The organism is Streptomyces pratensis (genome assembly GCF_016804005.1).
In the GTDB taxonomy this organism is placed as follows: domain Bacteria; phylum Actinomycetota; class Actinomycetes; order Streptomycetales; family Streptomycetaceae; genus Streptomyces; species Streptomyces pratensis_A.
Window position 1 is genome coordinate 5,830,429 of the sequence record NZ_CP051486.1, and the last position, 26,762, is coordinate 5,857,190.

General features: G+C 71.3%; 26 protein-coding genes and 2 pseudogenes. 15 read left to right on the forward strand and 13 right to left on the reverse strand.

The window, feature by feature from the left end:
* Positions 1-29 precede the first annotated feature (29 nt).
* Positions 30-2,075 carry a beta-galactosidase gene (locus HED23_RS24015; protein WP_203185455.1) on the reverse strand — a complete coding sequence of 682 codons (2,046 nt, stop codon included), beginning with the start codon at positions 2,073-2,075 and terminating at the stop codon, positions 30-32.
* A 188-nt stretch (positions 2,076-2,263) separates the two neighbouring features.
* On the opposite strand from HED23_RS24015, the gene HED23_RS24020 reads away from it, so the two are divergent.
* Genes HED23_RS24020 through HED23_RS24035 form a run of 4 tightly spaced genes read left to right on the forward strand, consistent with a single transcriptional unit; the run spans position 2,264 to position 6,434 of the window.
* Positions 2,264-3,577 carry an extracellular solute-binding protein gene (locus tag HED23_RS24020; protein ID WP_203185456.1) on the forward strand — a complete coding sequence of 438 codons (1,314 nt, stop codon included), beginning with the start codon at positions 2,264-2,266 and terminating at the stop codon, positions 3,575-3,577.
* Complete coding sequence (locus tag HED23_RS24025) at positions 3,574-4,500, forward strand: carbohydrate ABC transporter permease (protein ID WP_203185457.1); 927 nt, start codon at positions 3,574-3,576, stop codon at positions 4,498-4,500. The genes HED23_RS24020 and HED23_RS24025 overlap by 4 nt, the downstream gene beginning before the upstream one ends.
* Complete coding sequence (locus tag HED23_RS24030; protein WP_203185458.1) at positions 4,497-5,357, forward strand: carbohydrate ABC transporter permease; 861 nt, start codon at positions 4,497-4,499, stop codon at positions 5,355-5,357. The genes HED23_RS24025 and HED23_RS24030 overlap by 4 nt, the downstream gene beginning before the upstream one ends.
* Before the next feature lie 42 nt (positions 5,358-5,399).
* Positions 5,400-6,434 (forward strand): LacI family DNA-binding transcriptional regulator, encoded by a 1,035-nt coding sequence (locus tag HED23_RS24035; RefSeq protein ID WP_203185459.1) that lies wholly within the window; start codon positions 5,400-5,402, stop codon positions 6,432-6,434.
* A 52-nt stretch (positions 6,435-6,486) separates the two neighbouring features.
* Here HED23_RS24035 and HED23_RS24040 read toward each other — a convergent pair whose 3' ends face one another.
* From HED23_RS24040 to HED23_RS24050, 3 genes are all read right to left on the reverse strand, one after another.
* A complete protein-coding gene (locus tag HED23_RS24040) occupies positions 6,487-6,945 on the reverse strand; it encodes a MarR family transcriptional regulator (protein WP_203185460.1) in 459 nt (152 codons plus the stop codon).
* Entirely contained in the window at positions 6,942-7,436 is a 495-nt protein-coding gene (locus tag HED23_RS24045) for a MarR family winged helix-turn-helix transcriptional regulator (protein WP_203185461.1), read from the reverse strand. The genes HED23_RS24040 and HED23_RS24045 overlap by 4 nt, the downstream gene beginning before the upstream one ends.
* A 91-nt stretch (positions 7,437-7,527) precedes the next feature.
* Positions 7,528-8,595: an alkene reductase gene (locus HED23_RS24050; protein ID WP_203185462.1), complete on the reverse strand. Its 1,068-nt coding sequence runs from the start codon at positions 8,593-8,595 to the stop codon at positions 7,528-7,530.
* A 146-nt stretch (positions 8,596-8,741) separates the two neighbouring features.
* On the opposite strand from HED23_RS24050, the gene HED23_RS24055 reads away from it, so the two are divergent.
* On the forward strand, positions 8,742-9,245 hold the full coding sequence (locus HED23_RS24055) for a MarR family winged helix-turn-helix transcriptional regulator (protein ID WP_203185463.1): 504 nt from the start codon (positions 8,742-8,744) through the stop codon (positions 9,243-9,245).
* Positions 9,246-9,260: 15 nt separating this feature from the next.
* On the opposite strand, the gene HED23_RS24060 is transcribed toward HED23_RS24055, so the two are convergent.
* The 5 genes from HED23_RS24060 to HED23_RS24080 all read right to left on the reverse strand — a co-directional run bounded on the left by HED23_RS24060 (position 9,261) and on the right by HED23_RS24080 (position 14,382).
* Positions 9,261-10,322 (reverse strand): aminotransferase class V-fold PLP-dependent enzyme, encoded by a 1,062-nt coding sequence (locus HED23_RS24060; protein ID WP_203185464.1) that lies wholly within the window; start codon positions 10,320-10,322, stop codon positions 9,261-9,263.
* Positions 10,323-10,392: 70 nt separating this feature from the next.
* On the reverse strand, positions 10,393-11,130 hold the full coding sequence (locus HED23_RS24065; RefSeq protein ID WP_203185465.1) for a DsbA family oxidoreductase: 738 nt from the start codon (positions 11,128-11,130) through the stop codon (positions 10,393-10,395).
* Positions 11,131-11,281: 151 nt separating this feature from the next.
* Positions 11,282-11,809 (reverse strand): hypothetical protein, encoded by a 528-nt coding sequence (locus tag HED23_RS24070; protein ID WP_203185466.1) that lies wholly within the window; start codon positions 11,807-11,809, stop codon positions 11,282-11,284.
* The gene (locus tag HED23_RS24075) at positions 11,806-13,518 is read right to left on the reverse strand and encodes a PHP domain-containing protein (protein WP_203185467.1); all 1,713 of its coding nucleotides are present in this window, start codon (positions 13,516-13,518) and stop codon (positions 11,806-11,808) included. Before HED23_RS24075 ends, HED23_RS24070 begins: the two co-directional genes overlap by 4 nt.
* 417 nt (positions 13,519-13,935) lie before the next feature.
* Entirely contained in the window at positions 13,936-14,382 is a 447-nt protein-coding gene (locus HED23_RS24080; protein ID WP_203185468.1) for a DUF1772 domain-containing protein, read from the reverse strand.
* 91 nt (positions 14,383-14,473) lie between these two features.
* Here HED23_RS24080 and HED23_RS24085 point away from each other — a divergent pair, with 91 nt between their 5' ends.
* Entirely contained in the window at positions 14,474-15,052 is a 579-nt protein-coding gene (locus HED23_RS24085; protein ID WP_203185469.1) for a TetR/AcrR family transcriptional regulator, read from the forward strand.
* 41 nt (positions 15,053-15,093) lie between these two features.
* A pseudogene (locus tag HED23_RS35410) lies at positions 15,094-15,261 on the forward strand (NUDIX hydrolase); the annotation flags it as partial.
* 2 nt (positions 15,262-15,263) lie between these two features.
* Here the strand turns inward: HED23_RS35410 and HED23_RS24090 are convergent.
* Positions 15,264-15,695, reverse strand: coding sequence for an ATP-binding protein (locus tag HED23_RS24090; RefSeq protein ID WP_238442088.1), 432 nt, complete (start codon positions 15,693-15,695; stop codon positions 15,264-15,266).
* Positions 15,696-15,795: 100 nt separating this feature from the next.
* On the opposite strand from HED23_RS24090, the pseudogene HED23_RS24095 reads away from it, so the two are divergent.
* Positions 15,796-16,653, forward strand: a pseudogene (locus HED23_RS24095) (helix-turn-helix domain-containing protein).
* Positions 16,650-16,979 carry a DUF397 domain-containing protein gene (locus tag HED23_RS35925; protein ID WP_203185470.1) on the forward strand — a complete coding sequence of 110 codons (330 nt, stop codon included), beginning with the start codon at positions 16,650-16,652 and terminating at the stop codon, positions 16,977-16,979. The pseudogene HED23_RS24095 and the gene HED23_RS35925 overlap by 4 nt, the downstream one beginning before the upstream one ends.
* Here the strand turns inward: HED23_RS35925 and HED23_RS24105 are convergent.
* The 3 genes from HED23_RS24105 to HED23_RS24115 all read right to left on the reverse strand — a co-directional run bounded on the left by HED23_RS24105 (position 16,910) and on the right by HED23_RS24115 (position 20,353).
* Positions 16,910-17,884: a pectate lyase family protein gene (locus HED23_RS24105; protein WP_203185471.1), complete on the reverse strand. Its 975-nt coding sequence runs from the start codon at positions 17,882-17,884 to the stop codon at positions 16,910-16,912. The two genes, HED23_RS35925 and HED23_RS24105, sit on opposite strands and share 70 nt — an antisense overlap.
* Positions 17,885-18,221: 337 nt before the next feature.
* Entirely contained in the window at positions 18,222-18,827 is a 606-nt protein-coding gene (locus HED23_RS24110) for a DUF1349 domain-containing protein (protein ID WP_203187612.1), read from the reverse strand.
* A 5-nt stretch (positions 18,828-18,832) separates the two neighbouring features.
* Positions 18,833-20,353 (reverse strand): aldehyde dehydrogenase (NADP(+)), encoded by a 1,521-nt coding sequence (locus HED23_RS24115; protein ID WP_203185472.1) that lies wholly within the window; start codon positions 20,351-20,353, stop codon positions 18,833-18,835.
* Positions 20,354-20,506: 153 nt separating this feature from the next.
* On the opposite strand from HED23_RS24115, the gene HED23_RS24120 reads away from it, so the two are divergent.
* The 6 genes from HED23_RS24120 to HED23_RS24145 all read left to right on the forward strand — a co-directional run bounded on the left by HED23_RS24120 (position 20,507) and on the right by HED23_RS24145 (position 26,590).
* Positions 20,507-21,277, forward strand: coding sequence for an IclR family transcriptional regulator (locus tag HED23_RS24120; RefSeq protein ID WP_203185473.1), 771 nt, complete (start codon positions 20,507-20,509; stop codon positions 21,275-21,277).
* A 119-nt stretch (positions 21,278-21,396) separates the two neighbouring features.
* Positions 21,397-22,848, forward strand: coding sequence for a peptidoglycan D,D-transpeptidase FtsI family protein (locus HED23_RS24125; RefSeq protein ID WP_203185474.1), 1,452 nt, complete (start codon positions 21,397-21,399; stop codon positions 22,846-22,848).
* 282 nt (positions 22,849-23,130) lie between these two features.
* On the forward strand, positions 23,131-23,703 hold the full coding sequence (locus tag HED23_RS24130) for a SigE family RNA polymerase sigma factor (RefSeq protein ID WP_203185475.1): 573 nt from the start codon (positions 23,131-23,133) through the stop codon (positions 23,701-23,703).
* Entirely contained in the window at positions 23,703-24,413 is a 711-nt protein-coding gene (locus tag HED23_RS24135) for a hypothetical protein (protein ID WP_203185476.1), read from the forward strand. The genes HED23_RS24130 and HED23_RS24135 overlap by 1 nt, the downstream gene beginning before the upstream one ends.
* A 239-nt stretch (positions 24,414-24,652) precedes the next feature.
* Positions 24,653-25,486 carry a pectate lyase gene (locus HED23_RS24140; RefSeq protein ID WP_203185477.1) on the forward strand — a complete coding sequence of 278 codons (834 nt, stop codon included), beginning with the start codon at positions 24,653-24,655 and terminating at the stop codon, positions 25,484-25,486.
* Between the two features lie 174 nt (positions 25,487-25,660).
* Positions 25,661-26,590: a hypothetical protein gene (locus HED23_RS24145; RefSeq protein WP_203185478.1), complete on the forward strand. Its 930-nt coding sequence runs from the start codon at positions 25,661-25,663 to the stop codon at positions 26,588-26,590.
* Positions 26,591-26,762 lie beyond the last annotated feature (172 nt).

Consider the following 26,762-nt stretch of genomic DNA (forward strand, 5'->3'; position numbering starts at 1 on the left):
GACAGTTGTGCGGGCTACGGGTGTGCGCCTCAGCCGTCGAGCCGTACGACGCGGACCGCGCCCGCCGGAACGGCGAGCTTGTCCACGGCGGGCTCGCCGGTGAGGAGTTCGGTGCCGGGGGCGTCCAGCGCCACTCCGGCGTCGGCGTCGCTGTGGTTGATGGCGAACAGGTAGGTGCCGCTCTCACCGGTGCGGCGCACCACCTCGACGTCGTACGGCAGGTCGGTGCGGGGCTCGATACCGGCGTCGGTGGCCGCACGGTCCAGGACGGCGTCCAGGTCCGGGCCGGAGAGCCGGGTGGAGATGTACCAGGCGGTGCCCTCGCCGAGCCGGTTGCGGGTGACTGCGGGCCGGCCGGCCGGGATGCCGTCGGCGTACGACCAGACGGTCTCCGCGCCGCGCGGGATCACCACGTCCGACCAGAGGTCGCCGGTCAGCTCCGGGCCCTCGGGGGCGCCCTCGGGGGTGATCAGACGGACGGTCCCGCCCACACCGAGCGGGGCGAACTCCTCGACCGTCAGGCCGAGTACGTCGCGGAGCGCGCCGGGGTAGGCCCCGGGGTGCACCGCGTCGTCGGTGTCGACGATGCCGGAGAAGTACGAGACGACGAGGGTGCCGCCGTTCTCGACGTACCGCCGCAGGTTGCGGCCGGTCTCCTCGGTGGCCAGGTAGAGGGCGGGGACGACGACCAGGGGGTAGCGGGAGAGGTCGGCGTCGGGGTGCGCGAAGTCGACTGTGAGGTGCCGGTCGTAGAGCGAGGCGTAGAAGGTGTCGGCGCGCTCACGGGCGTCGTGCTCCTCGCTCGGACGCCACTCCAGGCCCTGCGCCCACCAGGACTGCCAGTCCCACAGCACCGCCACGTCGGCGACGGTCCGGGTGCCCCGGATGCCTTCCAGCAGGCCGATCCCGGCGCCGAGCGCGCTCACCTCGCGCCAGATCCGCGAGTCGGTGCCGGCGTGCGGGACCATCGCGGAGTGGAACTTCTCGGCGCCGCGCCGGGACTGCCTCCACTGGAAGAACATCGCACCCTCGGAGCCCCGGGCGACGTGGGCGAGGCTGTTGCGGGCCATCTCGCCGGGGCGCTTGGCGGGGTTGCGGGGCTGCCAGTTGACGCCGCTGGTGGAGTGTTCCAGCAGCAGCCAGGGCGCGCCGCCGGCCACCGAGCGGGTGAGGTCCGCGGCCATGGCGAGGTTGACGTGGGTGCGGCGGCCGTCGGTGATCAGGTAGTGGTCGTTGGAGACGATGTCGACCTCGCGGCCCCAGGCCCAGTAGTCGACGGATTCGCACTGGCTGAGTGCGGTCATGAAGTTGGTGGTGACCGGGATGCCGGGGGCGAGCCGGTGCAGGATGTCGCGTTCGGCGGTGAAGTTCTCCCGCATGGTGGCGTCGGCGAAGCGGGCGTAGTCCAGCTGCTGCGCCGGGTTGCCGACGGTCGGGGTGGTGCGGGGCGGGTCGATGTCGTCGAGCGTCCGGTAGCGCTGGCCCCAGAAGGCGGTGCCCCAGGCCTCGTTGACCGCTTCGGCCGAGCCGTGCCGGTCGGTGAGCCAGCGGCGGAAGTGCGCACCGCAGCTGTCGCAGTAGCAGGCGCTGACGGGGACGCCGTACTCGTTGTGGACGTGCCACATCGCGAGGGCGGGGTGGCTCCCGTAGCGGCGGGCGAGCTGCTCGGTGATGCCGGCGGCCGCCGCGCGGTAGGGGGCGGAGCTGTGGCAGATGGCGCCGCGTGATCCGAAGGCGTAGCGGACCCCGTCCCGGCTGACGGGCAGGGCCTCGGGGTGGGCGCGGTAGAACCAGGCCGGCGGGGTGACCGTCGGGGTGCCCAGGTCGGCGCGGATGCCGTTGACGTGCAGCAGGTCCAGGAGGCGGTCGAGCCAGCCGAAGTCGTAGGTGCCCGGCTCCGGTTCCAGCAGCGCCCAGGAGAAGATCCCGACGCTGACCATGGTCACGCCGGCCTCCCGCATCAGGCGTACGTCCTCGTGCCAGACCTCTTCGGGCCACTGCTCGGGGTTGTAGTCGCCGCCGAAGGCCAGCTTGTGCAGACCGACCGGGTAGGGGGCGGATTCTGAGTGCGGCATGGACAGCTCCTGGCTCTTCGGGACAACTTCTGGGAACGTGCACACACACTCTCGGCGGCGCAGGGCCAACATAACCGCACAGCAACAACCATTGACAAGTGTCGGTTTGGTTTCTCTACTGTGAACGCTCACAGCGCCTTTCCGGCCAGTCCGCCGATGCGTCTGTTCATCTCGTCAGGGGAGAAACCATGAAATACCGCACCGTCGCGGTGTCCACCGCCGCCGCTCTCGCCGCCACCGCCCTGCTCTCGGGGTGCGGCTCGGACGACGGCGGTGACGAGCCGGCCGCCTCGGGTCCGGCCTCGCTGACCTACTGGGCGTGGGCTCCCGGCCTGGACAAGGTCGCGGACATCTGGAACAAGGGCCCGGGCAAGGAAGCGGGCATCACCGTCACGGTGAAGAAGCAGGCCTCCGGCGACGACCTGGTCACCAAGATCATCACGGCGGCGAAGGCCGGCAAGGCGCCCGACCTCGTACAGGCCGAGTACCAGGCACTCCCCACCCTGGTCTCCAATGACGTCCTCGCCGACATATCCGAGGAGGCGGGCGACGCCGAGGGCGAGTTCGCCGCCGGTGTCTGGCAGCAGGCGACGCTGGGCTCGGACGCCCTGTACGCCCTGCCGCAGGACTCCGGCCCGCTGATGTTCTACTACCGCAAGGACCTCTTCGAGCAGTACGGCCTGACCGTGCCCACCACCTGGGACGAGTTCGCCGGGACCGCCCGCGCGCTGAAGAAGAAGGCGCCGGACAAGGACCTCACCACCTTCTCCTCGAACGACTCCGGCCTCTTCGCGGGCCTCGCCCAGCAGGCGGGCGCGAAGTGGTGGACCACCGGCGGTGACAAGTGGAAGGTCGCGATCGACGACCCGGCCACGCAGAAGGTCGCGGACTTCTGGGGCGGTCTGGTCAAGGAGGGCGCCATCGACAACCAGCCGATGTACACCCCCGCCTGGAACAAGGCGCTCAACACCGGCAAGCAGGTCGCCTGGGTCAGCGCCGTCTGGGCGCCCGGCACCCTGACCACCGCCGCGCCCGAGACGAAGGGCAAGTGGGCGATGGCCCCGCTCCCCCAGTGGACCGCCGGTGAGAACGTCACCGGCAGCTGGGGCGGCTCCTCCACCGCCGTCACCAACGACTCGAAGAACAAGAAGGCCGCGGCCACCTTCGCGAAGTGGCTGAACACGGACCCCGCGGCCCTCGCCGCGCTGGTGAAGGAGGGCGGGATCTACCCCGCCGCGACGGCGGCGCAGACCGGCGGCGCGCTCTCGAAGGCCCCGGACTACTTCTCGAACCAGCCCGGCTTCTACACCGAGGCCGCCAAGATCGCCCAGGGCACCGCGCCCGCCGCCTGGGGCCCGAACGTCAACGTCGCGTACAGCGCCTTCAAGGACAACTTCGCCGCGGCCGCCAAGAACAGGTCGGACTTCGGCGCCGCGCTGACCGCCATGCAGGACGCCACCGTCGCGGACCTGAAGAAGCAGGGCTTCGGGGTCTCGGAGTGACACGTACACCCCGCAGGAAGGCATACGGGGTCAAGAGCGCCCCGTACGCCTTCCTGGTTCCCGCCACCGTCCTGTTCCTGCTCTTCTTCGCCCTGCCCATCGGCTACGCCGTCCACCTCAGCTTCCGCAGGACCGAGGTCGAGGGACTCGGCCTCGGCAAGGGCGCCCGCGAGGAGATCTGGGCCGGCCTCTCCAACTACACGGACGCGCTGACCGACCCGGAGCTGCTGCACGGAGCACTGCGCATCCTCGGTTACGGCGCGATCGTCGTCCCGGTGATGCTCGGCCTGGCCCTGCTGTTCGCCCTGCTGCTGGACACCGACGGGCTCCGGCTGCGCGGCTTCAACAGGCTGGCGATCTTCCTGCCGTACGCGATCCCGGGCGTCATCGCCGCCCTGATGTGGGGCTTCCTGTACCTGCCGGACGTCAGCCCCTTCCTGTACCTGCTCGACGCGACGGGGCTCCCGCAGCCCGATCTGCTGGACGGCGGACCGCTGTACCTCTCGCTGGCCAACATCGCGGTGTGGGGCGGCACCGGCTTCAACATGATCGTGATCTACACCTCGCTCCGGGCGATCCCCGCCGAGATCTTCGAGGCCGCGCGGCTCGACGGCTGCTCGCAGCTGCAGATCGCGCTGCGGATCAAGATCCCGATGGTGGCGCCGTCACTGATCCTGACCTTCTTCTTCTCGATCATCGCGACGCTCCAGGTCTTCAGCGAGCCCACCACGCTGAAGCCGCTGACCAACTCCCTCTCCACCACCTGGAGTCCGCTGATGAAGGTCTACCAGGACGCCTTCGTCAACAACGACATCCACGCGGCCGCGGCCCAGGCGGTCGTCATCGCCGTCGCCACCCTCGCCCTGTCCTTCGGCTTCCTCAAGGCGGCCAACTCCCGTACGAAGCAGGGAGACTCCCGTTGAGCACCCAGCCCCTCGCCGTCCCCGGCCGCCGGCGCTTCCCCCTCCTGCCCACGGCCGCGCTGCTCCTCGGCGCCCTTTACTGCCTGCTGCCCGTCGCCTGGGTCCTGGTCGCCTCGACGAAGTCCGGCAGCGAGCTGTTCTCCACCTTCACCTTCCTGCCCGGCTCCGGCTTCACGGACAACGTCTCCGATCTCACCGAGTACCGCGACGGGGTGTACTGGAAGTGGATGGCCAACTCGGCCTTCTACGCCGGTGTGGGCGCGCTGCTGTCCACCGCGGTGTCCGCGGTCTCGGGGTACGCGCTGGCCGTGTACCGCTTCCGCGGCAAGGAGACCGTCTTCAACATCCTGCTCGCCGGGGTGCTGATGCCTCCGGTGATCCTGGCCGTGCCGCAGTACCTGCTGCTGGCCGAGGTGGACATGACCGACTCCTACCTCTCGGTCCTGCTGCCGCTGATCCTCTCCCCGTACGGCGTCTACCTGGCCCGGATCTACGCGGCCGCCGCCGTACCCGCCGACGTGATCGAGGCGGGGCGGATGGACGGCGGCGGCGAGTGGCGGATCTTCCGGACCATCGCACTGCCGATGATGCTGCCGGGGCTGGTGACGGTCTTCCTGTTCCAGTTCGTGGCGGTCTGGAACAACTTCCTGCTGCCGTACATCATGCTCGGCGACGACGAGAAGTTCCCGGTCACCCTGGGCCTCTACACGCTGCTCCAGCAGGGATCGAACACTCCGGCGCTCTACACGCTGGTCATCACCGGCGCGCTGCTGGCGATCATTCCGCTGATCGCCCTGTTCCTCGCGATCCAGCGGTTCTGGAGCCTGGACCTGCTCTCCGGCGCCGTAAAGTCCTGACAGCTCCTCAACAGGGCTTCCCTTGATGAAAGATCATGCTTCATGAGCCGCACAGAACAGAACGGCGCGGGACGCCGCAGGCCGCCGACGATCCACGACGTCGCCCGGGAGGCCGGGGTCTCCCGGGGCACCGTCTCCCGGGTGCTCAACGGCGGTCACAACGTCAGCCCGGCCGCGCTCGAAGCGGTTCAGTCCGCCATCCGCAGGACCGGCTACACCGTGAACCGGCATGCCCGGTCCCTGATCACCGGACGCTCCGACTCGGTGGCGTTCCTGCTGACCGAACCCCAGGAACGCTTCTTCGAGGACCCGAACTTCAATGTGCTGCTGCGCGGCTGCACCACCGCGCTCGCCGCGCACGACATCCCGCTGCTGCTGATGATCGCGGGCACGGAGGCGGAGCGCCGCCGCAACATGCGCTACATCGCCGGGCACGTGGACGGGGTGCTGCTGGTCTCCAGTCACTCCGGCGACCCGGTCGCCGCCCAGCTGCACGAGGCCGGTGTGCCGCTGGTGGCCTGCGGGAAGCCGCTCGGGCAGGGTTCGCGGGTCAGTTACGTGGCGGCGGACGACCGCAACGGCGCCCGGGACATGGTGCGTTTCCTGTACGAGTCGGGGCGCCGCCGGATCGCCACGGTCACCGGGCCGCTGGACACCCCGGGCGGGGTGGACCGGCTGGCCGGTTACCGCGAGACGCTCGCCGAGTGCGGGCTGCCCGTCGACGAGGCCCTGATCGTGCCGGGCGACTACAGCCGCGCGGGCGGCGAGGCTGCGGCGGCGCTGCTGCTGGAGCGGGCGCCGGACGTGGACGCGGTGTTCGTCGCGTCGGACCTGATGGCGCAAGGGGTGCTGAGCACCTTGGAGCAAGGGGGCCGACGGGTGCCGCAGGACGTCGCGGTCGGCGGTTTCGACGACTCGCCGGCGGCTCTCGCGGGGCGGCCGGAGCTGACCACGGTACGCCAGCCGTGGGACCGGATCAGCGCCGAGATGGTGCGGGTACTGCTGGCCCAGATCGGTGGGGAGGACCCGGCCGCGGTGATCCTCCCCACGGAGCTGGTGCGCCGCGATTCGGCGTAGGCCCACGGAGCTGGTGCGCCGCGATCCGGCGTAGACCCGCGGAGCCCGGTGGTCAGGCGGTCAGTGCCGCGAGCTCCGCTTCCGCGCGCTCGGTGACCAGGGCGAGGACACGGCCGGCGGCGGCCAGGTCCTCGGACGGTATCCCGGCCCAGACGCGGGCGGTGAGGGGAGCGGTCTCCGCGACCACGGCGGCGATCAGCTCCCGCCCCGCATCCGTGGGGCGCAGGTGCGCGCCGTCCTCGACGAGCAGCTTCTCGGCCAGCAGTTCGTCGAGTGTGACGCGGATCCCGGCCGGATCGGCTTTGAGGTAGCCCCGGACCTGGGCGACGAGTTCGTCCGCGGTACGCGGGGTGTCGGCGGTCACGGCGGCGCGCAGGGTGATCTGCTGCTGGAAGGTCGCGCCGTGCCGCGCCAGGACGTGTTCCAGGATGCCTCGGGCGGCGTAGTGGGCCAGCCCGAGGGTGCGGGCGTCGGCGGCGGGTGCGGTTGCGGTGGATGCGGTGCTGGTCATGATGTCGTCCCCTGAGTGCTCTCGTCGTTCGCTGCGGATGGAGCGAGAGGTGCGTCGAGCAGGGCCGTCAGCTCGTCGGTGAACGCGCGTGTCCGCGGGTCGTCGAGGCCGCCGAGCGGCTCCAGCAACTGCTGGAGCAGTTCCTGGACCGCGGCGACGGCCTGCCGCGTGACGGCCTGGCCCCGCTCGGTGAGGGCCAGCTGCACCGCGCGGGGGTCGCGGGGGTCGCGGGTGCGCTCGATCAGACCGGCCGACTCCAGGGCGCGCGCCAGCTTCGAGACGTACAGCGCCTCCAGGCCGGTGTGGTCGGCGAGCCGGCGCTGGCTGGGCCGCTCCCCCGCGCGCCCCATGCCGTGGAGCGACGCGACCACCGCGTACTGCGCGTGGGTGAGACCCAGCGGAGCCAGCGCGCGATCGACCGCGACGCGCCACTTGTTGGCCAGCCGCCACACCAGAAAACCGGGCGTGGGCCCGGGTGAACCCTTGCTCATGGCAAATAGAGTACATAGCTACTATGTCCATGGCTACTAAATTCACCACCCCCGGACGGGCCCACGCCCCGGCACTCGGCGGGGCGCCGCCTCAGGCCGTCAGGGCCGGATAGTCGGTGTAGCCCTTCGCGTCGCCGCCGAAGAAGGTCGACGGGTCCGGCGCGTTGAAAGGACCGCCGGCCTTCAGCCGGGCCGGCAGGTCAGGGTTGGCGAGGAACAGCGCGCCGTAGGCGATGATGTCGGCGACGCCGTCGTCGATCACCGTGTGGTGCTCGGGGCCGGTCGGCCCCTCGGAGAACACGTTGATGACGAGGGTTCCGGTGAACCGCTTCCGCACCGCGAGCGTCAGCTCGCGGGTGTCGGACTGCTCCAGCAGGTGGAGGTACGCCAGACCGAGCGGTTCGAGCGCCGCGACCAGTGCGGTGTAGACGGCGTCCGGCTCGGGCTCCTCGATGCCGTTGTAGGGGTTCCCGGGCGAGATGCGCAGCGCGGTGCGCTCGGCGCCGATCTCGGCGGCGACCGCCTTGACCACCTCGACGGCGAAGCGGATGCGGGCCTCGTCCGAGCCGCCCCACCCGTCGGTGCGCAGGTTGGTGTTGGGGGCCAGGAACTGCTGGATCAGGTAGCCGTTGGCGCCGTGCAGCTCGACTCCGTCGAAGCCGGCTTCGATCGCGTTGCGGGAGGCCGTGACGAAGTCGCCGATGGTCGCGCGGATCTCCGCGTCGGTGAGTTCGTGCGGCTCCACGAAGTCCTTGGGCCCCACGTGGGTGTGGACCTGACCGGGTGCCGCGACCGGGGAGGGCGCCACGGGGACGAGTCCGTCCGGCAGCAGGACGGGGTGGCCGATCCTGCCCGCGTGCATGACCTGGGCGAAGATCCGGCCGCCCGCCGCGTGGACGGAGTCGGTGACCTTGCGCCAGGAGGCGACCTGTTCGGCGCTGTGGAGGCCGGGGGTGGACGGATATCCCTGGCCCACCACGGAGGGCTGGATGCCCTCGGTGATGAGCAGCCCGGCGGAGGCGCGCTGGGTGTAGTACTCGACGGTGAGGTCGGTGGCCGTACCCCCTTCACCGGCCCGGCTACGGGTCATCGGCGCAAGGGCGATGCGGTTGGAGAGCTGCGTACCGGAGAGATCGACGGGATCGAACGCGGTGGTCATGAAAGCCTCCGAGGCATTTACATGGTCGGCCAAGTAATTGAGTGCCCGGCCACTGTAACCCATTAATTGGCCGACCAAGGTAAAGTTCACGACGACGTCATGAACCCCGCCACCGACCGGGCCGCGACACCGCCCGAGGAGCCCCGATGAAGGACGACAGCACCACTCCCGCCGATGCCGCCTGCATCGTCGGGCTGCCGAGCGCGGCCCTCGGCGGCCCCGTCAGCCATGCCGTCTCACGGGTCGCCAGGCTGCACAGGATCACGGCGGGCCGGATGCTCAAGAGGCTCGGGCTCTACCCGGGGCAGGAGTTCCTGATGATGCATCTGTGGGAGACCGGAGCGGCCCGTCAGTCCGAGCTGATCAAGGCCATGGACCTCGACCCCTCCACCGTCACCAAGATGCTCCAGCGCCTCGAACAGGCCGGGCACGTGCGCCGCCGCCCCGACCCGGACGACGGAAGGGCCGTCCTGGTCGAGGCGACCGACGAGAGCTGCGCCCTGCACGACGAGGTGCGCGGCGCCTGGTCGGACCTTGAGGAGCACACCCTCGCGGGGCTCGGCCCGGCCGATCGCGCGGAGCTGACCCGGCTGCTCGCCATGGTGGAGGAGAACCTCTGCCATGAGGCCGGGGACTGCCCCGCACCGTAGCCCGTGGGGCCCGGCTCAGCCGGCCAGCACGTCCAGGGCGCGGTCGACGTCCGCCTCGGTGTTGTACAGGTGGAAGGCCGCCCTCAGATTCCCCGCCCGGGCCGAGACCATCACCCCTGCCGCCGCCAGACCGGGCTCGCGGCCGCCGAGCCCGGGTACGGCCACGATCGCGGAGGTGCCGGGCACCGCCTCGTGCCCGATCGACGCCAGCCCCTTCCGGAAGCGGGCGGCGAGCCCGGTGGCATGGGCGTACACGGAGTCCACCCCGACCTCCGCCAGCAGGCCCAGGGACTGCTCCGCCCCGTGATAGGCGAGGAACGCGACCGGCTCGTCGAAGCGCCGGGCGTCCACGGCGAGCTTCTCGACCGGCCCGTACGTGCTGTTCCAGCGGTCCTCGGCCGCGACCCAGCCCGCGTAGAGCGTCGGCAGGGTCTCCTGCACCGCCTCGGTCACGGTCAGGAACGACGAACCCCGGGGACACATCAGGAACTTGTAACCGCCGGTGACGGTGTAGTCCCACGCGCCGGCGTCCAGCGGCAGCCATCCTGCCGACTGGCTGGCGTCGAGCATCGTCCGGGCCCCGTGCGCGGCAGCGGCCTCGCGGACCGCGTCCAGGTCGGCGACCCGGCCGTCCGCGGACTGGACGGCGGAGAAAGCGACGAGCGCAGTCCCGGGCCGCACGGCTTCGGCCAGCCCGGTCAGGGGGACGTAGCGCATCCTCAGGTCGCCGCGGACGGCGAAGGGGCTGACGACGGAACTGAACTCACCGGTCGGCGCGAGGACTTCGGCACCTGCGGGGAGAGATGCCGCGACGAGCCCCACATGGGCCGCGACGGAGCCGCCGACGGCCACCCGCGCGGGCGCCACACCCGCGAGCCCGGCGAAGCCGGCCCGGGCGGAGTCCACCGATTCGAAGCTGCCGGCACCGCCCCGGACGCCCGCGCCGCCGTCGTCCGCCAGCGCCTTGACGGCCTCGACGGCACGACGGGGCAGCAGCCCGCAGGTCGAGGTGTTCAGATAGGTGGTTCCGGATGCGAATTCGGTGGCCCTGACCTGGTCGATCGCAGAAGTCTCCATGCGGGACAGCCTGACGGCCGCTCAACCTCACGTCAATCACGTAAGTTTGAGCGGCGCGCCCAAGGAAGCCTTATACACGCTGGTCGGACCGGTCCCCCTGGGGCACTTCGCACGCCCCGTCCGCATCGCAGGCCGCCGCGTCCCCGCCGACCTGGGTGAGGCCGGGGACCTCCCGGTCCTTCCACGCCTGCTCCAGGGCCTGGGTGAAGACCTCCGCGGGCTGACCGCCGGAGATGCCGTAGCGCCGGTCGAGCACGAAGAAGGGCACGGCGTTGGCACCCAGTTCGGCAGCCTCGCGCTCATCGGCCCGCACGTCGTCGGCGTACGCCTCGGGGTCGGCCAGCACCGCACGCGACTCGTCCGCGTCCAGCCCCGCCTCGACGGCCAGGTCGGCCAGCACCGCGTCGTCGAAGACCGAACGCTCCTCGGCGAAGTTGGCCCGGTAGACGAGCGTCAGCAGTGCGTCCTGGCGTCCGCGCGCCTTCGCGAGGTGGAGCAGCCGGTGGATGTCGAAGGTGCTGCCGTGGTCACGCCCCTCGGCCCGGTAGCCGAGCCCCTCGGCCTGCGCGTTCGCCGCGACGTTGGCCTCCATGCCGCGGGCCTCCTCGGGGCTGCGCCCGTACTTCTGCGCCAGCATGTCGATGACCTGCTCGGTGTCACCCTTGGCCCTGCCGGGGTCGAGCTCGAAGGAGCGGTGGACCACCTCGACCTCGTCACGGTGCGCGAATCCGGCCAGCGCCTTCTCGAAGCGGGCCTTTCCGACATAGCACCACGGGCAGGCGATGTCGCCCCATATCTCGACGCGCATGACTCTTCTACTCTCCAGCTCTGCTCTGACCGGTGACGGAGGGAGCCTCCGCCGCCGCTTCAACGTACGGCCCGAGCGGCTCATTCCCGGCGCCGGCCGGGAAATCCGGGCGGGCCCGTGCGGCGCCGCGCCGGACGGGCCCGCCGTGTCCTCAGTGGTCCGCGCAGCACGGAGTGGGGTCGGGCACCTCGAACGGGACGAGGGTGCCGCCCACCGCCGGCATGGCGGCGAGGACCAGCTCGCCGTCCTGCCACTGCGGCCGCACGAACTCCCGGGTGACCAGGCGGGTCGCGGGGTCCGGCCGGTCGGCCGTGCCGAGGACGCGGACCCGCTCGATCGCGGATCGGCCCACCAGCTCTGCGACCGTGAGGGTGCCCGTCAACGCGGCGGCTCCCGGATACAGCACCGCCCGTCCCGCCTGGTCCCAGGCACCGTCCCGCACCCTGTGCCCCTGGGCCGTGAGCCGGGCCCGGACGGCCTTCGCGGCGGCCTCGGACCCGGTGGCCAGGGACAGGGCCACTCGCGGCCGTCCGCCGTCGGCGTCCCGCACCAGGTGGGTGCAGCCGATGACGTCCTCGGGGAGGCCGAGCCGGGCGGTGAGGTCCCGGAGCAGCTGGTCGGCCTCGCTCAGCGCGGTCACGGAGGTGTCGATGCCGATGGCGTACGGCGGTGGGTTCATGAAGGCAGGACCCAGACCGGGTTGGAGTAGAACCACAGGTCGCGCCACGGGTCGGCGTCGCCGACGACGTCGATGGCGGGGCCGGCCGGGTCGACGGAGGCGCCCATCGCCCCGACGGCGGAGCGGTTGCCGTCGGTGCCGCGCAGGCGGAGGTAGACGGGGCGGTCGACGCGCCCCAGGTCGTAGGTGAGGCGGAAGGTGCCGGTGGACTTGTTCACCTCGTACGACTTCACGACCCTGGCGCTCGGAGCGGTGAAGGCGTCCTTGTCCTTCACCTCGCCGGTGACATCGCCCTGGATGACGTCGACGCGGGCCAGCGCCGGCTGGAAACCGGCCCAGTTGGGACCGCCGGCCGCCGCCACATCGACCGTGAGGGTGACCCTGGTTCCCTTCCTGACCTGGAGGGCGCCGCCAAGGGTCGCCCAGCGGCTGCCGCCGGACACCCGGACGTCGAGGCCGCTGATCAGCTGGCCGTGGTCGACCCAGACGCGGCCCGCGCGGATGCCGTCCATGACCGCGGCGTAGGAGAAGCCCTCGGCACCGACGTGCGTGCGGCTGTAGTAGCCGGGCCAGTAGTCGTTCTCCGTGATGTCGATCTGTCCGCCGTAGACCGGGTCGCCGTAGCGGCCGTCGGTGCCGAAGTCGCCGCCGCCGCGGACGGCGGTGTCGCCGTAGACCTGGTGCGAGTCGGAGTTGGCGGTGATCCACCACGGCTTGCCCTCGGCGAGCAGGCTGTCCCACAGGCCGCCGACGGTGGAGGTCATCCAGTCGAAGCCGCCCCAGGTCCGGTAGCTCTCCAGCGGGTAGCCGGCGAAGGAGGCGCTGCCGGGGCTGTTGTTGTAGATGCCGCGGGCGCCGCCGGGACCGAGAGGCTTGGGCAGGCCGCCCGCCTGGTGGCCGGGGGCACCCTCGAAGCCGACTGCGATGCGGCGGCCCCCGGGGGTGGCGTCGCGCCAGGCGCGGATCTCGTGCGGGGAGTCGATGCCCTTGCGCGCCGGGTGGTTGGCGAGCATCAGGGCGTCCTTGACCTTGCGCCGGGCGACCTGCTCGGAGAGGAAGGCCAGTCCGGCGATGGCGAGCGCCTCGTTGGCGGGCGTCGAGCCGGTGGCGGCGTTGACGGCACCGTCGTAGCCCGTCTCGAACTGCTTGAGGACGGAGACCTCGTTCTTTCCGGGGTGCACGAAGACGGTGCCGTGCTCGGCGGCCGGGATGTTCCACTCCAGCCCCTGGAAGACGAGGGTGTCCTCGTAGGTGGAACGGGCCTCCTGGATGTCCGGGTTGACCTTCTCCACACCGATCTTGGCGTGCGTGCCGCTGCCGTGGTCGGTGATGACCAGCCAGTCCATGCCGTGTCGCGCACCCTGCCGGACCTGGTCGACGACACGGTACTTGCCGTCGCTGCTGTACTGGGTGTGGATGTGGTGGTCACCCGCCAGCCACAGGAAGCCCTTGCCGCCGCGGCGGCCGGAGCGGGAATCGGCGGCGTGCGCCGGGGCGGTCGCCGCGCCGGCCAGCACGCTGCTCGCGGCCATACCGGCACCGAGCAGGCCGGCCCGGCGCAGCAGGCTGCGGCGGGACCGCTGCTCGGAATTCAGTTCCTCGTCCGGGACGGTGGTGTCGAACGCCGCGGGCAGGGGCGCCGTTCCGTGCTGGTGGTCGTGGTGGTGACCGTGGTCGTGCTGGTGGTGATGACCGTGCCCGTGTCCCATGACGCTCCTCGTGGCTGGTGCCGCCGCTGCGGCTGGTGCTGCCGGCTCCGCATGTGATGCGTGGGCCGCACGAGGAGAATCGATGCAAAAGATGAACCTTGAACGACTTTCGGATGGGCGGCTGACGTATCCGGCACGGCCACTCACCGAAGGCCGCCGCCCGGCCCCGGGGCCGCCGGGGCGGGAATAGGGTCATGCCCGATGGGCGGGTTCCGCATTCGCGCCGCCCTTCGGTCAGGCAGACCGCCCTCAGTGACGCGGGCGCGGCCGGCCGAAGCGGAGCGGCAGTTCACCGATCCGTACCCGCCGGCCGCTCGGAGTACGGCCCGCGCTCCGAGCGGCTGCGCCGGCGGTTCGAGGGCGCGGCCCGGCGGCACAGGACCGGCGGGCAGCAGCGGCGGGAGATCGCCTGCGGGGTCAGACGAGGCCGGCGACCAGCAGGGTGAAGGCTGCGACGAGGACGGCGACACGGACGTAGTGGTAGCGGTCCCAGCGGTTCGCCTGCTCCTTCCAGTCGGCGGGCCGGTTCTCGGGGGTCCACGTCTTGCCCCGGTCGTTGATCGGGACGAGCAGCGCTATCGACATGATCACGCTGAGGATCAGCAGCGCGCCGGCCGTGACGACGAGGCCGGTGCCGTGGTGGTGCCATCCGGCGACGGCCCGGACCGCGACGAGGACGAGAGAGCCGATGTACCAGACCGGCATCACGGCGCCGAGCATCCGGCCCCCGTGGGCACGGCCGAGTTGACCGCTGTCCTCGGGGAGCGCGCCGAGGATCCGGTTGATGACGAAGGCGACGGAGAACTCCACCCCCACCATCACGCCGACGCTCACGACGGTGAACACCTCGAGTGCGTTGAGCATGCTGACCACTCCAGTTATCTAGTGCCGCTAGATGATGAAGCAACGCTAGTACTTCTACTGCTCGATTGTCTAGCAGTGCTAGGATCGAGCCATGTCGGTACAGGAACGCAAGCAGCGCGAACGGGTGGAGCGCGAGCGCCTCATCGTGGCGACAGCCCGCGAACTCGCCGAGCAGCAGGGCTGGGACGCGGTCACCACCCGTCGGCTCGCCGAGCGCATCGAATACAGCCAGCCCGTCCTCTACAGCCACTTCCGGGGCAAGCGCGAGATCATCGGCGCCGTCGCCCTCGAAGGCGCCGCCGAGATGGCCTCGGCGCTGCGGGCGGCGGCCTCCGCCGCGGAGGGTCCTCGCGACCGCGTCACCGCCCTCGCCCGCGCCTACCTCGACTTCGCCGCGCGCAACCCGGCGGTCTACGACGCCATGTTCCAGCTCGACGGCGGTCTGGCCTTCGCGGACGAGGACACCCCGGAGCCTCTCAAGGACGCCTTCGCCGCCCTGCTGGAAAGCCTCGGCGAGGTCGCCGGGGACGGCGTCCACCCGGGACTGTTCACCGAGGTGTTCTGGGCTGCCCTGCACGGGCTGGTCACCCTGACCCGAGCGGGACGGCTGCCGGCGGAGGACACCGCGCTGAGGGTGGCGCTGCTGGTGGACCGGCTCGCCGTGGTCTGACCATCCGGCGGGCACTCGGACGGGGGCCCTCGGGCTCCGCCGCCGCGGAGCCGAACGGCGAGACCGCCGAGTCGGTCCGGACCCCGCTCGCCGATGTCACCGGCCTCGGCCGGTCCTCGCTGGTCGACATCGGCCTCGCCCTGGCGCGGACCGTTCCGGCCACCGGCCACGTCGCTCCCGTCCCGGTCGGCGGCCTGATCCGGCACTGAGTTCAGGAGGTCGGGCAGCACTGGGACTCCGGGGTGATCTCGGCCCACACGGTCTTTCCCGACGGCGGGAACGGCCGCACTCCCCAGTCGGTGGCGAGCGCCTCCACGACGGCGATCCCGAGACCGCCCGCGCGCCGGGCCGGGAGGCGTTCCCCCGGGTCGGTGACCTCGATCCTGAGTCCCGGGCCGGGCAGGTGAACGAGCGTGAGCCTGAAACCCCGCCCTTCCAGCCGCCCGTGCCGGACCGCGTTGGAGGTCAGCGCCGCAACCACGAGAGCGGCTGCGTGAGTGGCTTCACCGTCACGCGGCCACCCCCACGCGACGAGTTGCTCCACCGTCAGCAACCGCCCGAGCCTGGCCCCGCGCGCGGTGGCGCTGAACAACTGGGTGAACTGCTGTGCGGCCATGGGGATCTGTACGGATTCGCTCTTCACACCACTCAGCGTGGCCGCGTAACCGTACGCTGACCAGGGGTGATCGCGGCACGTGACGAGCGCGTACCGGTGCACCCGGCGACGGGTACCGGAGGTACCGGTGGTTCTGGACGACACGATCGGCGACGACGACGGTTCGGAGGAGGCGGCGGACCTGTTCCGCGTCATCGGCCGCCAGATCCGGCTGCTCAGGGAACGGGCGGGCCTGACCCAGCGGGAACTCGGTGAGCAGCTCGGCTACAGCGAGGACCTCATCCGCTCCCTGGAGCGGGGCCGCCGCACGGCGCAGCCGGAATTCCTGGACGCCGCGGACGAGTTGCTCGGCGCGGGCGGGCTGCTGCGGGCCGCCAAGGACGACGTGGTGAAGGCGAAGGCACGGGCGCGGGTGAAGCATCCGGCGTGGTTCCAGGACTACGCGCGGCTGGAGGCGGGTGCGGTGGAGCTCTGCTATTACAGCAACCACACCATTCCCGGCCTGTTCCAGACCGAGGCGCACGCGCGCGCTCTCTAGGCCATGCGTAAGCCCTTGCTCGACGACGAGACGATCGAGCAGCGCGTGACGGCCCGGCTGGCCCGGCAAGCGCTGCTGACAGACCGGCCGGCTCCCATGGTGAGCTGCGTGATCGAAGAAGCCGCACTCCGTCGGCCGATCGGCGAATGGGCCGTCCATAGATCCCAGCTGGTCGAACTGCTCCGACTCGGCGGACTTCGTCACGTGGAGCTACAGGTCATGCCGCTGGACCGCCCTGAACACGCGGGCACGGGAGGCCCGTTCATTCTGCTCACACCCAAGGGCAGGCCCCAGGTCGGATACCTTGAGGTGCAGAACATCAGCCGGTTGATCACCGAATTGGCGGAAGTCCACACCCTGGCCGCACGATACGGATGCGTTCGGGCTCAGGCACTCTCGCCGCGCGAGTCCTTGACCCTGATCGAGAGGTTGCCGGAAGAGCGATGAACCCCGAAACCGGCGAGCAGCACCCCGATGCTCACTCGTGGTCGAAGAGCAGCTACAGCTCCAACGAGGGAGGCGAGTGCGTCGAGGTCGCTGCCACGGATCATGCCGTACTCGTCCGCGACTCGAAGGACCTGACCCGCCCCCACCTGGCCGTCGGCCCCACGGGCTGGGCCGACTTCGTGCTTTACGCCCCGGGTCCTGACCTGCCGGAGCGGGGTGCGCCGCCCGCGTCCGGGCCGCGCACCCCCACCGTGCGTCAGATCTTTCCGGCCCCCGCCCCCGCGGTCACCGACGCCGCGACGGAGGAAGCGGGCTCGGGGGTGTAGCTGTAGGGCGGGCTGGTGAAGGAGCCGCCCTGCGAGATCTCCACGGCGGCGCCGCCGAGGTCGTTGCCCCGCTGCACCGCGTAGCCGTCCTCGTCGCTGCTGCGGTTGGTGGTGACGGCGACCTTCGTGTCGCGGAAGACGTTGTTCTCGACCAGCATCTGTGCGCCCATCCGGGAGTGCGCGCCCGTGTCGGCGCCCTCCACCAGGTTGTTGTAGACGTGCCCCATACCGAAACGGAGGCTCGGGATGCGCGAGAAGACGTTCTGGAAGTGGTTGTGGTGGTACGTCACCTTCAGGTGGCCTGAGTCCTCGTCCCCGTTGTTGTCGCTGTGTCCGACGAGGCTTCCCTTGTAGTGGTTCTTGAAGGTGTTCCAGGACACGGTGACGTCGTCCGAGGCGTGCGTGACGTCCAGCAGACCGTCGTAGTAGTCCTTGTCGTGGTCGCGGTCCGCCGAGAAGGAGTTGTGGTCGATCCAGACCTTGGTGGACTCCTGCACGGTGATGCCGTCGGCGGGGGCGACCGGCTTGCTGATGTTGAGGTTGCGGATGACGATGTTCGTCTCGCTCTTGAGACGCAGGCCGCCGCCGGTGAAGCCGGATGAGGAGCCGACGCCGAGCACGGTGGTGTTGGAGCCGATGTCCACCTGGCCGCTCAGCGAGATCACTCCGCTGACCTTGACGGTCTTGGCGGTGTCGCCCGCGACGGCCGACTTGAACGCGGACAGGCTGCTGACCGTCACGGCGGACGCGTTGCCGCCACCGGTCGTGCCGGCGCCGAAACCGATGGGGCTGGATTCGGCGGCACCTGCGGAGCTGGGGAGCACGGCGACGGTGAGGGACGCGACGGTGGCGGCTGCGGCAAGCGCCGCGATGCGGCTTCGACGGCTGCGGAGATGGGTGCGCATGGGGGGATCCCTTTCTCGGTACGACGAAGTGCGAGTGCACTCATGGGTCGCCACCGAGGGCCCACGGGTTGCCTGCTCGGGAAAGAGAATTCATGTATGTGGGGCGTCACTTCGGTAGGTGACCCTCGCGGCGCCGGAGCCAGGATCGTCGGAGCCCGAGGCGGGTTCCCGCCGGCAGGAGCAGCCGGAAGGCGCAGGAGGATTCCCGGTGACGCCGAGGTGAACACGAGGCACACGCGGCCGCCCTGGCTCCTCATGATGCGTGGAGGGCCCGGAATGCGCGAAGGACCCGGAATCCTCTCGGATCCGGGCCCCTCACGGGTGTGCGTGTGGTCCGTCAGCTGCCGTCGCGCAGGTCCCCGGGGGCGGTGGGGCGGAAGGCGATCCGGTCGAACGAGGCCGTGCAGCCCTCACCGGTCGGTGACTGGACGAGGAAACCGATGCGGGCGGCCGCCCGCTCCTCCTCGGTGCCGAGGGTGAACACGCGGACGAAGGTCCACCGCTCGCCGTCCGCCGAGGCGTGGAAGGCGAAGGCACCACCGGTACGGCTGAGCCGCAGCCAGCAGCTGTCGCCCTCCACGACGGCGGAGTTGACGTCGTCGGACTGGCCCCGGGTGACCACTGTGCAGACCGTGGGGCGTTCCGGGGAGAGCTCCAGGCAGAGCTTCGCCCACTCCCGCTCCCCCACGTGGAGGTAGAGCACTCCCGCGTCGAAGGCGGCGGCGAAGCCGACGCTCACCCGGGCGATCAGCTGGAAGTCGCCTTCCGGTGCCGCACCCAGCAGGCGCGGGGCGTCGCTCGCGGGCTCCAGGGCGTCGCCGCCCGGAGGGACGAAACGGTCCTGCTTCGGCCCCGCCGAGCCGGTCAGCACCCCGTCCTCGTACGCCCATTGCCCCTCGGGCCCGAGGGGCTCCAGGCCGAAGGGCAGCTCGGGCAGGCGCAGCGCCGTCACGAGGCGCGCCCGTCGACCCGGCGCGGCAGGTTCTGCGGGTTGCCCTCGCGGAGCTCCGGCGGCAGCAGCGCCTCGGGCGTCGACTGGTAGCTGACCGGGCGCAGCCAGCGCTCGATCGCGGTGGCGCCGACCGACGTGGAGGTGGAGGTGGTGGCCGGGTAGGGGCCGCCGTGGTGCTGGGCGGGGGCGACGGCGACGCCGGTCGGCCAGCCGTTGACGAGGACGCGTCCGGCGACCGGGGTGAGCTCGGCCAGCAGGCCGGCGGCGCTGCCGTCGGCCTCCTCCGTGGCGATGTGGAGGGTGGCGGTGAGGTTGCCCGGCAGGCGGGACAGCACGGCGGTGATCTCGTCCGCGGAGTCGTAGCGTGCGACGACGGTGACCGGGCCGAAGCACTCCTCCAGGAGCGCGTCGTGCGGGCCTTCCTGGGCGAGCCGCTGCGCCGGGACGGTGAAGAAGCCCGCGGAGACGGTGTGCTCGCCGCCCGAGCCCGGGGCGACCGGCGCCTCCACGTCCGGGAGGGCTGCCCGTTCGGCCACTCCGTGGACGAAGGCGTCGCGCATCCGGTGATCGAGCATGACCCCGGCGCCCGTGGCGCCCACCGTCTCGGTCAGCGACTTCAGCAGCTGGTCGCCGGCCTCGCCGGACGGGGCGAACACGAAGCCGGGCTTGGTGCAGAACTGTCCGGCACCCAGCGTCATCGAGCCGCCGAGTCCGGCGCCGATCTGCTCACCGCGCTCGGCGGCCGCCGACTCGGTGACGACGACGGGGTTGAGCGAACCGAGCTCGCCGTGGAAGGGGATCGGCGTGGGCCGCGCGGCCGCGGCGTCGAAGAGGGCGCGGCCGCCGCGGATCGAGCCGGTGAAGCCGGCGGCGGAGACGAGCGGGTGCTTGACCAGCTCGACACCCGCGTCGAAGCCGTGGACCACGGTCAGGACGTCCTCGGGCAGGCCGTGCCGCGCCGCGGCCCTGCGCAGGAGCGAGGCACAGATCTCCGAGGTGGCGGGGTGGTCGGGGTGTGCCTTGACGACGACCGGACAGCCCGCCGCGAGTGCGCTCGCGGTGTCGCCGCCGGGGACGGAGAAGGCGAGCGGGAAGTTGCTCGCGGCGTACACGGCCACGACGCCGAGCGGGATCTTGTAGCGGCGCAGGTCCGGCCACGGCGGGGTGCGGCTGCCGTCCTCGTGGTCGATGTGGATGTCGAGGTAGGCGCCCTCGTCGACGACCTCCGCGAAGGCCCGCAGCTGCGCGGCCGTGCGGGCGAGCTCGCCGGTCAGCCGGGCGGGGCCGAGCGCGGTCTCCGCGTCGGCCGCCTCGACGACCTGTTCCTGGGCCTCGGCGAGCAGGTCGGCCGCGGTCCGCAGGAACGCGGCGCGCACGGTGCGGTCGGCCAGGGCTCCACGGACGGCGTGCGCCGCCCGGACCGCGCGGTCGACCTCCTCCGCTGTAGCCTCCACCGCAACCTGCTCACGCGGGTTCCCCGTCCGGGGGTCGACGCTCCAGACTGGTGCTGCTGCCACCGTATTTCCTTCCGGTCCACTGCCACACAGGAGAAGTTGTTCGGTATTCTGAACAGCGTTCCTGAACGTGAATACACGGGAACTCTATTTCCGGGCGCTCGTGGTTGCAAGAAGTCGCAGGGTCGTACAAGAAGGCTGGAAGGGGCATAAGGCATGTCGGTAGGCGAGTCCGGTGGGGCACAGGTCAAGTCCGCGGTACGGACGGTGGAACTCCTCGAATACTTCGCGGGGCGTCCCGGTATGCACTCGCTGGCCGCCGTGCAGGAGGCCGTCGGCTACCCCAAGTCCAGCCTCTACATGCTGCTGCGCACGCTGGTGGAGCTCGGCTGGGTGGAGACCGACGCCACCGGCACGCGGTACGGGATCGGCGTGCGCGCCCTGCTCGTCGGCACCTCGTACATCGACGGGGACGAGGTCGTCGCCGCCGCCCGCCCCACCCTGGACCGGCTCTCCGACGACACCACGGAGACCATCCACCTGGCCCGCCTGGACGGGACGAACGTGGTGTACCTCGCCACCCGGCAGTCCCAGCACTACCTGCGCCCCTTCACCCGCGTCGGCCGCCGGCTGCCGGCGCACTCCACCTCGCTCGGCAAGGCACTGCTGGCGACCCACAGCGACGAGCAGGTCCGCAAGATGCTGCCCGAGACGCTTCCGGCGCTCACGGAGCACACCCTCACCGACCGCGAGAAGCTGATCGAGGAGCTGCACGTCATCCGCGAGCAGGGGTACGCGGTGGACCGCGAGGAGAACACCCTGGGTCTGCGCTGCTTCGGCGTCGCGATCCCCTACCGCACCCCGGCGCGCGACGCGATCAGCTGCTCGGTGCCGGTCGCCCGGCTCACGCCCGCTCACGAGCAGATGGTCAAGGACGCCCTGTTCGACGCCCGCGACCGGCTCACCCTCGCCACCCGCAGGCTCTGAGCGCCTGAGGAGGGGTCCGGCGGCGCGGCCCGAGCGCCTGAAGCGGCGCGGCTGAGAATCCGGTGAGAAGGAACACGGACGGGAACGCCCCAAGGGCCCCCGTTCGTCCCTCCAGCGGGATGAACAAGACGATCAGGCGCGCTTCGGTCTTCTGTCTGCTCATGGTCCTCGCCCTGCTGGTGCGGGCGACCTGGGTGCAGGGGTACGAGGCACGGGCGCTCGCAGACGACGAACACAACCGGCGGAACACGATCGCGCAGTACGCGCAGCCGCTCGGGAACATCATCGTGGCCGGCTCCCCGGTCACCGGTTCGAAGGAGACGGACGGCGACGACCTCCGCTACAAACGCACCTACCCCAAGGGTGAGCTGTACGCGTCGGTCACCGGGTACAGCTCGCAGGCCTACGGTGCCACCCAGCTGGAAGGCATATACAGCGACGTCCTCGACGGCACCGACGACCGGCTCAAGAAGCCTGCCGACCTGATCACCGGCGAGCAGACCTCTCCCGGTGACGTGCTGACGACCATCGACCCGGACGTGCAGAAGGCGGCCTTCGAGGCGCTCGGTGACGACCAGGGCGCGGCGGTGGCGATGGATCCGGAGACCGGGCGCATCCTGGGGATGGTCTCCTCGCCCTCGTACGATCCCTCCGACATCAGCGGGACGGGCGACGGCGACGCCTGGCAGAAGCTGCTCGACGACGGGAACAAGCCGCTGGTGAACCGTGCGCTGCGGCAGCCGCTGCCGCCCGGCTCGACGTTCAAGCTCGTGGTTGCCTCGGCGGCGCTGGAGAACGGGCTGTACGGCTCGGTCGACGAGCCCACGGACAGCCCCGATCCGTACACCCTGCCGAACACGAGCACGGTCCTGTCGAACGAGAACCCCTCGGCCCCCTGCGAGAACGCCACGCTGCGCACCGCGCTCCAGTACTCGTGCAACAACGTCTTCGCGAAGGTGGCGGCGGATCTCGGCCAGGACAAGCTGAAGGCGATGGCGGACGCGTTCGGTTTCGACGCCGAGGAGCTGGACGTGCCCGTGCGCGCGTCGAAGAGCGTGTACCCGACCGGGATGGACAAGGCCCAGACGGCGCTGACCGGCATCGGACAGTTCGAGGTGACGGCGACCCCGATGCAGATGGCCATGGTCTCGGCCGCCCTCGCCAACGGTGGTGAGCTCGCCTCGCCGCACATGGTCTCGAAGGTGACGGGCGCCGACGGCTCCACACTGGAGGAGTTCCCCGACGGCGACTCCGAGCGGGTCGTGAAGGAGTCGACCGCCGAGCAGCTGCGCAGCGCCATGGTCACCGTCGTGGAGGAGGGAACCGGCAGCAACGCGAAGATCGACGGTGCCGAGGTGGGCGGCAAGACGGGAACCGCGCAGAACGGCGTGGACAACAGCAACACCCCGTACGCCTGGTTCACCTCGTACGCGAAGGACGACTCCACGGGCAAGCAGGTCGCGGTCGCGGTGGTCGTGGAGGACTCGGGGGCGGCCCGGTCCGAGGTCAGCGGCAACGGTCTGGCCGCGCCGATCGCGCAGAAGATGATGAAGGCCGCGCTGAAGGGATGAGAGCCTCCGCCGCCACCGCCCGGCGGGGCGGTGGCGGCGTCGGGTGGGGCCCCGCCCCCCGTAGCCGGATGCGCGGCCGGAAGCAGTCGGATCCTCGGGGGCCGTGGAGAAGAAGGGGCGCGGGGGGTTCACGTAATCGTCGCGTTGCGCATTACTGGGAGGCGCACACGCGTCGAAGCGCTTCCGGGGTACGCATTGGTACGCTCGCGCCCCGCGAACGGAGTTGGGAACGTACACAACCCGTTCGAGCGCGCAGGGATCCAGTGCAGAGAAGAGGTACCCGTGGGCACAGTCCTGGATGATGCTGCTGCCGCCGAGTTCCATGCGTTCTTCGAGGCGCACTACGCCGAACTCGCGCGGCTCGCCCACCTGCTGACGGGCGAGGCCGATGCGGCGGACGACCTGGCCGCCGACGCGCTGATGGCGCTGTGGCACCGCTGGGACCGGGTCAGGGGCGCCGACCACCCGGCGGCCTACGCGAGAGGTGTCGTCGCCAACCTGGCCCGTACGCGCATCCGCAGCGCGGTGCGTGAGCGCCGGAGAATCGCGCTGTTCTGGGCGCCCCGCGGGGCCGGGGACGGCTACGCGGCGGACGGACCCGACGTGTCGGCCGTGGTGGACGTCCAAGGGGCCCTGCGGCGGCTGCCGTTCCGCAAGCGCGCGTGCGTGGTGCTCCGGCACGCCTTCGACCTGTCCGAACGGGACACCGCTCTGGTCCTCGGGGTCTCGGTGGGTACGGTGAAGAGCCAGACCTCGCGCGGTGTGGCGGAACTCCAGCGGCTGCTCGGACCCGAAACCACGGCGGCCCAGGTACAGGTGGCAGCTGCCGGGCAGCGCGCCGGAGGAAGGCACTGATGGACGAGGACCTGCGGGACCGGCTGCGCACGGCCGCCGCTGCGCACCGCCCGGACCGGGCACGGATGCTGGCCCGGATCGAGCGCGGCATGGCGGAGGAGCCCCCGGCGCGTCCCGCACGCGCCCCGCGCACGCCGATGCCGTGGCTGCGGGTCGCCGGCGCGACGGTGGCGGTGTGCGGAGTGCTGACGGCGGGCGCGTTCGCGGTCACGTCGGCGGGTCGGGAGGGTCCGGCGGGCGGGCAGCGGGTGGCGGCCGAGCCCACGTCACCCGGGCGGGTGTCGCCGTCCCCGGACCGGGGCGGTGCGCTGCCCGCCGGGAAGGGACCGCTGTGGTCGGACGGTTCGCTGAATCCGAACAGCAACGACTACTGGGCGCAGAGCGAGGTGACGGTCAAGACGTCCCGGCCTCTGTCCGCGCTCACCGTGGAGCTGCGGATCGCGTTGAACGGCCGGGTGAACACCACCGGTTCCTGGCGCTCGCTGCCGGAGCGGGACTTCGCGGCGTCGGCACGCGAGGAGGAAGGCTTCCTCGTCTACCGCTGGAGCCTGAAGCCCGGACGGAGCGTGCCGACCGGCACGCACACCTTCGCGGGGCAGTACAACCACGCGGAGGGCGCGCGGGACACCGGGCGGGACGACTACACGGCGCGGGGGCTCACGGCGGGTGAACAGACCTCGGTGGGCGGCGTCTTCACCGACACGCACTGAGCGCCGGGTGGGTGGGCGGGGCCGGCGAGCGGCCTCCGGCGACCCTCGACCGGCGTTCGCGGCCTCCGGCGACCCGCGACCCTCGGCCCTCGACCCTCGACCGGCGACCGGCGACCGGCGGAGAATCAGATCGGTCCGACGGGGAAAACAGATCCGGAACACGGCAACCCTTTTCCGGGCGGTGGCGACCCTAGAGCGCAACACACCCCCCCACCCCCTAGGAAACGGGACCACCGAACATGAGCGAACGAGCGCACAAGCACCGGCGCAGGCCCGGCAAGCGCCGCATGGCCGCCGCCCTGACCGCCGCACTGGGTCTCACCGGCGCCGCTCTGGCCACCAACGTGATGCTGCAGCCCGCAGGCGCGGCGACAGCCGCGGTGCCCGCCTGGCCCAGCGCCACCGGCACCCAGGCCGTCTCGAAGACCATCGAGGTCTCGGGGACGTACGACGGTTCCCTGAAGCGCTTCTACGGAAGCGGCGACCTCGGCGGTGACGGCCAGGACGAGGGCCAGGACCCGATCTTCAAGCTGGCCGACGGGGCGACGCTCAAGAACGTCATCCTGGGCTCGCCCGCCGCCGACGGCGTTCACTGCTCCGGCAGTTGCACGATCCAGAACGTCTGGTGGGAGGACGTCGGCGAGGACGCCGCGTCCTTCAAGGGCACGTCGACCGGCTCCGTCTACACGGTGTACGGCGGCGGCGCCAAGAAGGCCTCCGACAAGGTCTTCCAGTTCAACGGCGCCGGCAAGCTGGTCATCACGAAGTTCCAGGTCGCGGACTTCGGCAAGCTCGTCCGGTCCTGCGGCAACTGCTCCAAGCAGTACAAGCGCGACATCATCGTGAACGACGTCGACATCACGGCGCCGGGCAAGTCCCTGGTCGGTATCAACACCAACTACGGGGACACGGCCGCCCTGCGCTCGGTGCGGATCCACGGTGACAGCAGCAAGAAGATCAAGCCGTGCGTCCGCTACACCGGCAACAACACCGGCGCCGAGCCGAAGGAGACGGGCAGCGGTCCGGACGGCACGTACTGCCGCTACTCCGCGTCGGACCTCAGCTACGACTAGGAGTCGGCCGCGCGGGTCCCGCCCCCACCTGTCGTACCCGGCCGGTGGGGGCGGGGGACCGTGCGCGGTGCGCCCTCCGGGGCACCGCACCGGCGATTGCGTCATGGTTGCGCCCGGCCGACACTTGGACGTGAGGATTCCGCTCGGGGAAGCTATCGAGGATGTGCGCGCATCATGCCGAGCACCGACAGCGCCGGCCACGAGGACCGGGACCCGGACACCGAGATCGCGGTCCAGGGTGACGACGGCCCCGATGACAGCCCGTCAGACGTCTTCCTGGACGTCCCCGCCCTCCATGTGGACGAGCTGGACCTGGAGGTGGACGACCTCGAGGCCCACGTCTCCCTGCAGGCGGAGGTGCTGGACCTGCTCAAGCTGAACGTCGGGGCGGACGTGCGGCTCGGGCGGGTCCAGCTGGGTATCCAGGGTGTGGACGTCCAGGCACAGCTCAAGGTGCGGCTCCACCACGTCGCGGCCGTCGTCACGCGGCTGCTGGACACCGTGGATCGCAACCCCCAGATCCTCGAGCAGCTGACCCGCGGCGTGGGTGCGGCGGTCGAGGACGTCGGGGCGGGCACCGGGCGGGCCGCGGGAGAACTGGGTAAGGGCGCCGGTGCGGCCGTGAGCGAGGTCGGCCGGGGGGCGGGCGCGGCGGCCGAGTCCGTCGGTGCGGGCACGGCCAGGGCTGTGGAGGGCGTCGGCGACGGCGCGGGGACCGCCGTCGAAGACGTGGGCCGCAACGCCGCGGGCGCCGTCGGGAAGGCCGGCGAGGAGGCGCTCGGCAGAGAGACGGAAGAGCCGGAAGAGGCGGAGGAAGAGGAACCCGAGCGCCCTGCCGCCCGCCGCCGGAGGCGTGCTCCGGAGCACGCCTCCACCGATACGGACAGGCCCCGTCGCTCGGCTCCCGCGAAACGGGCGGGCCGGGGCGAGAAGGCGACGGCCGGAGCCACGGCTCCGGAGAGGAAGACCGCCCCCGCCAGGAAGGCCGTGGCCAAGAAGGCGTCAGCGGCGAGGACCACCGCGAAGAAGGCCGACAGCGTGGCCGGTACGTCGAGGGCCAAGGCCGCGAAGAAGACCTCCGGCCGCCCGCGCCACCGGACGTGACCGGTCAGGCCCGAGCGCCCACCGTCAGGGGCAGGCATTCGGGCTCCGGCCGGCCCAGGCCGTCGTGTCCTACCGCTCCACGGCCTGGCCCTTTGCCCGGAAACCCCGCCCCGGGCCGCGGCTGTCGCCGACACGGCCGTCCCGCTTCCCGTGCTCACCACGCTCTCGGGCA

What these genes read in the sequence shown, in the direction of transcription:
- HED23_RS24055 (WP_203185463.1), top strand. Translation starts at nt 8,742, where the DNA reads ATGAAGGACGACAGCACCACTCCCGCCGATGCCGCCTGCATCGTCGGG.
- HED23_RS24125 (WP_203185474.1), top strand. Translation starts at nt 21,397, where the DNA reads ATGAACAAGACGATCAGGCGCGCTTCGGTCTTCTGTCTGCTCATGGTC.
- HED23_RS24120 (WP_203185473.1), top strand. Translation starts at nt 20,507, where the DNA reads ATGTCGGTAGGCGAGTCCGGTGGGGCACAGGTCAAGTCCGCGGTACGG.
- HED23_RS24140 (WP_203185477.1), top strand. Translation starts at nt 24,653, where the DNA reads ATGAGCGAACGAGCGCACAAGCACCGGCGCAGGCCCGGCAAGCGCCGC.
- HED23_RS24015 (WP_203185455.1), bottom strand. Translation starts at nt 2,075, where the DNA reads ATGCCGCACTCAGAATCCGCCCCCTACCCGGTCGGTCTGCACAAGCTG.
- HED23_RS24040 (WP_203185460.1), bottom strand. Translation starts at nt 6,945, where the DNA reads ATGACCAGCACCGCATCCACCGCAACCGCACCCGCCGCCGACGCCCGC.
- HED23_RS24035 (WP_203185459.1), top strand. Translation starts at nt 5,400, where the DNA reads ATGAGCCGCACAGAACAGAACGGCGCGGGACGCCGCAGGCCGCCGACG.
- HED23_RS24050 (WP_203185462.1), bottom strand. Translation starts at nt 8,595, where the DNA reads ATGACCACCGCGTTCGATCCCGTCGATCTCTCCGGTACGCAGCTCTCC.
- HED23_RS24135 (WP_203185476.1), top strand. Translation starts at nt 23,703, where the DNA reads ATGGACGAGGACCTGCGGGACCGGCTGCGCACGGCCGCCGCTGCGCAC.
- HED23_RS24075 (WP_203185467.1), bottom strand. Translation starts at nt 13,518, where the DNA reads ATGGGACACGGGCACGGTCATCACCACCAGCACGACCACGGTCACCAC.
- HED23_RS24105 (WP_203185471.1), bottom strand. Translation starts at nt 17,884, where the DNA reads ATGCGCACCCATCTCCGCAGCCGTCGAAGCCGCATCGCGGCGCTTGCC.
- HED23_RS24045 (WP_203185461.1), bottom strand. Translation starts at nt 7,436, where the DNA reads ATGAGCAAGGGTTCACCCGGGCCCACGCCCGGTTTTCTGGTGTGGCGG.
- HED23_RS24080 (WP_203185468.1), bottom strand. Translation starts at nt 14,382, where the DNA reads ATGCTCAACGCACTCGAGGTGTTCACCGTCGTGAGCGTCGGCGTGATG.
- HED23_RS24145 (WP_203185478.1), top strand. Translation starts at nt 25,661, where the DNA reads ATGCCGAGCACCGACAGCGCCGGCCACGAGGACCGGGACCCGGACACC.
- HED23_RS35925 (WP_203185470.1), top strand. Translation starts at nt 16,650, where the DNA reads ATGAACCCCGAAACCGGCGAGCAGCACCCCGATGCTCACTCGTGGTCG.
- HED23_RS24020 (WP_203185456.1), top strand. Translation starts at nt 2,264, where the DNA reads ATGAAATACCGCACCGTCGCGGTGTCCACCGCCGCCGCTCTCGCCGCC.
- HED23_RS24070 (WP_203185466.1), bottom strand. Translation starts at nt 11,809, where the DNA reads ATGAACCCACCGCCGTACGCCATCGGCATCGACACCTCCGTGACCGCG.
- HED23_RS24085 (WP_203185469.1), top strand. Translation starts at nt 14,474, where the DNA reads ATGTCGGTACAGGAACGCAAGCAGCGCGAACGGGTGGAGCGCGAGCGC.
- HED23_RS24060 (WP_203185464.1), bottom strand. Translation starts at nt 10,322, where the DNA reads ATGGAGACTTCTGCGATCGACCAGGTCAGGGCCACCGAATTCGCATCC.
- HED23_RS24065 (WP_203185465.1), bottom strand. Translation starts at nt 11,130, where the DNA reads ATGCGCGTCGAGATATGGGGCGACATCGCCTGCCCGTGGTGCTATGTC.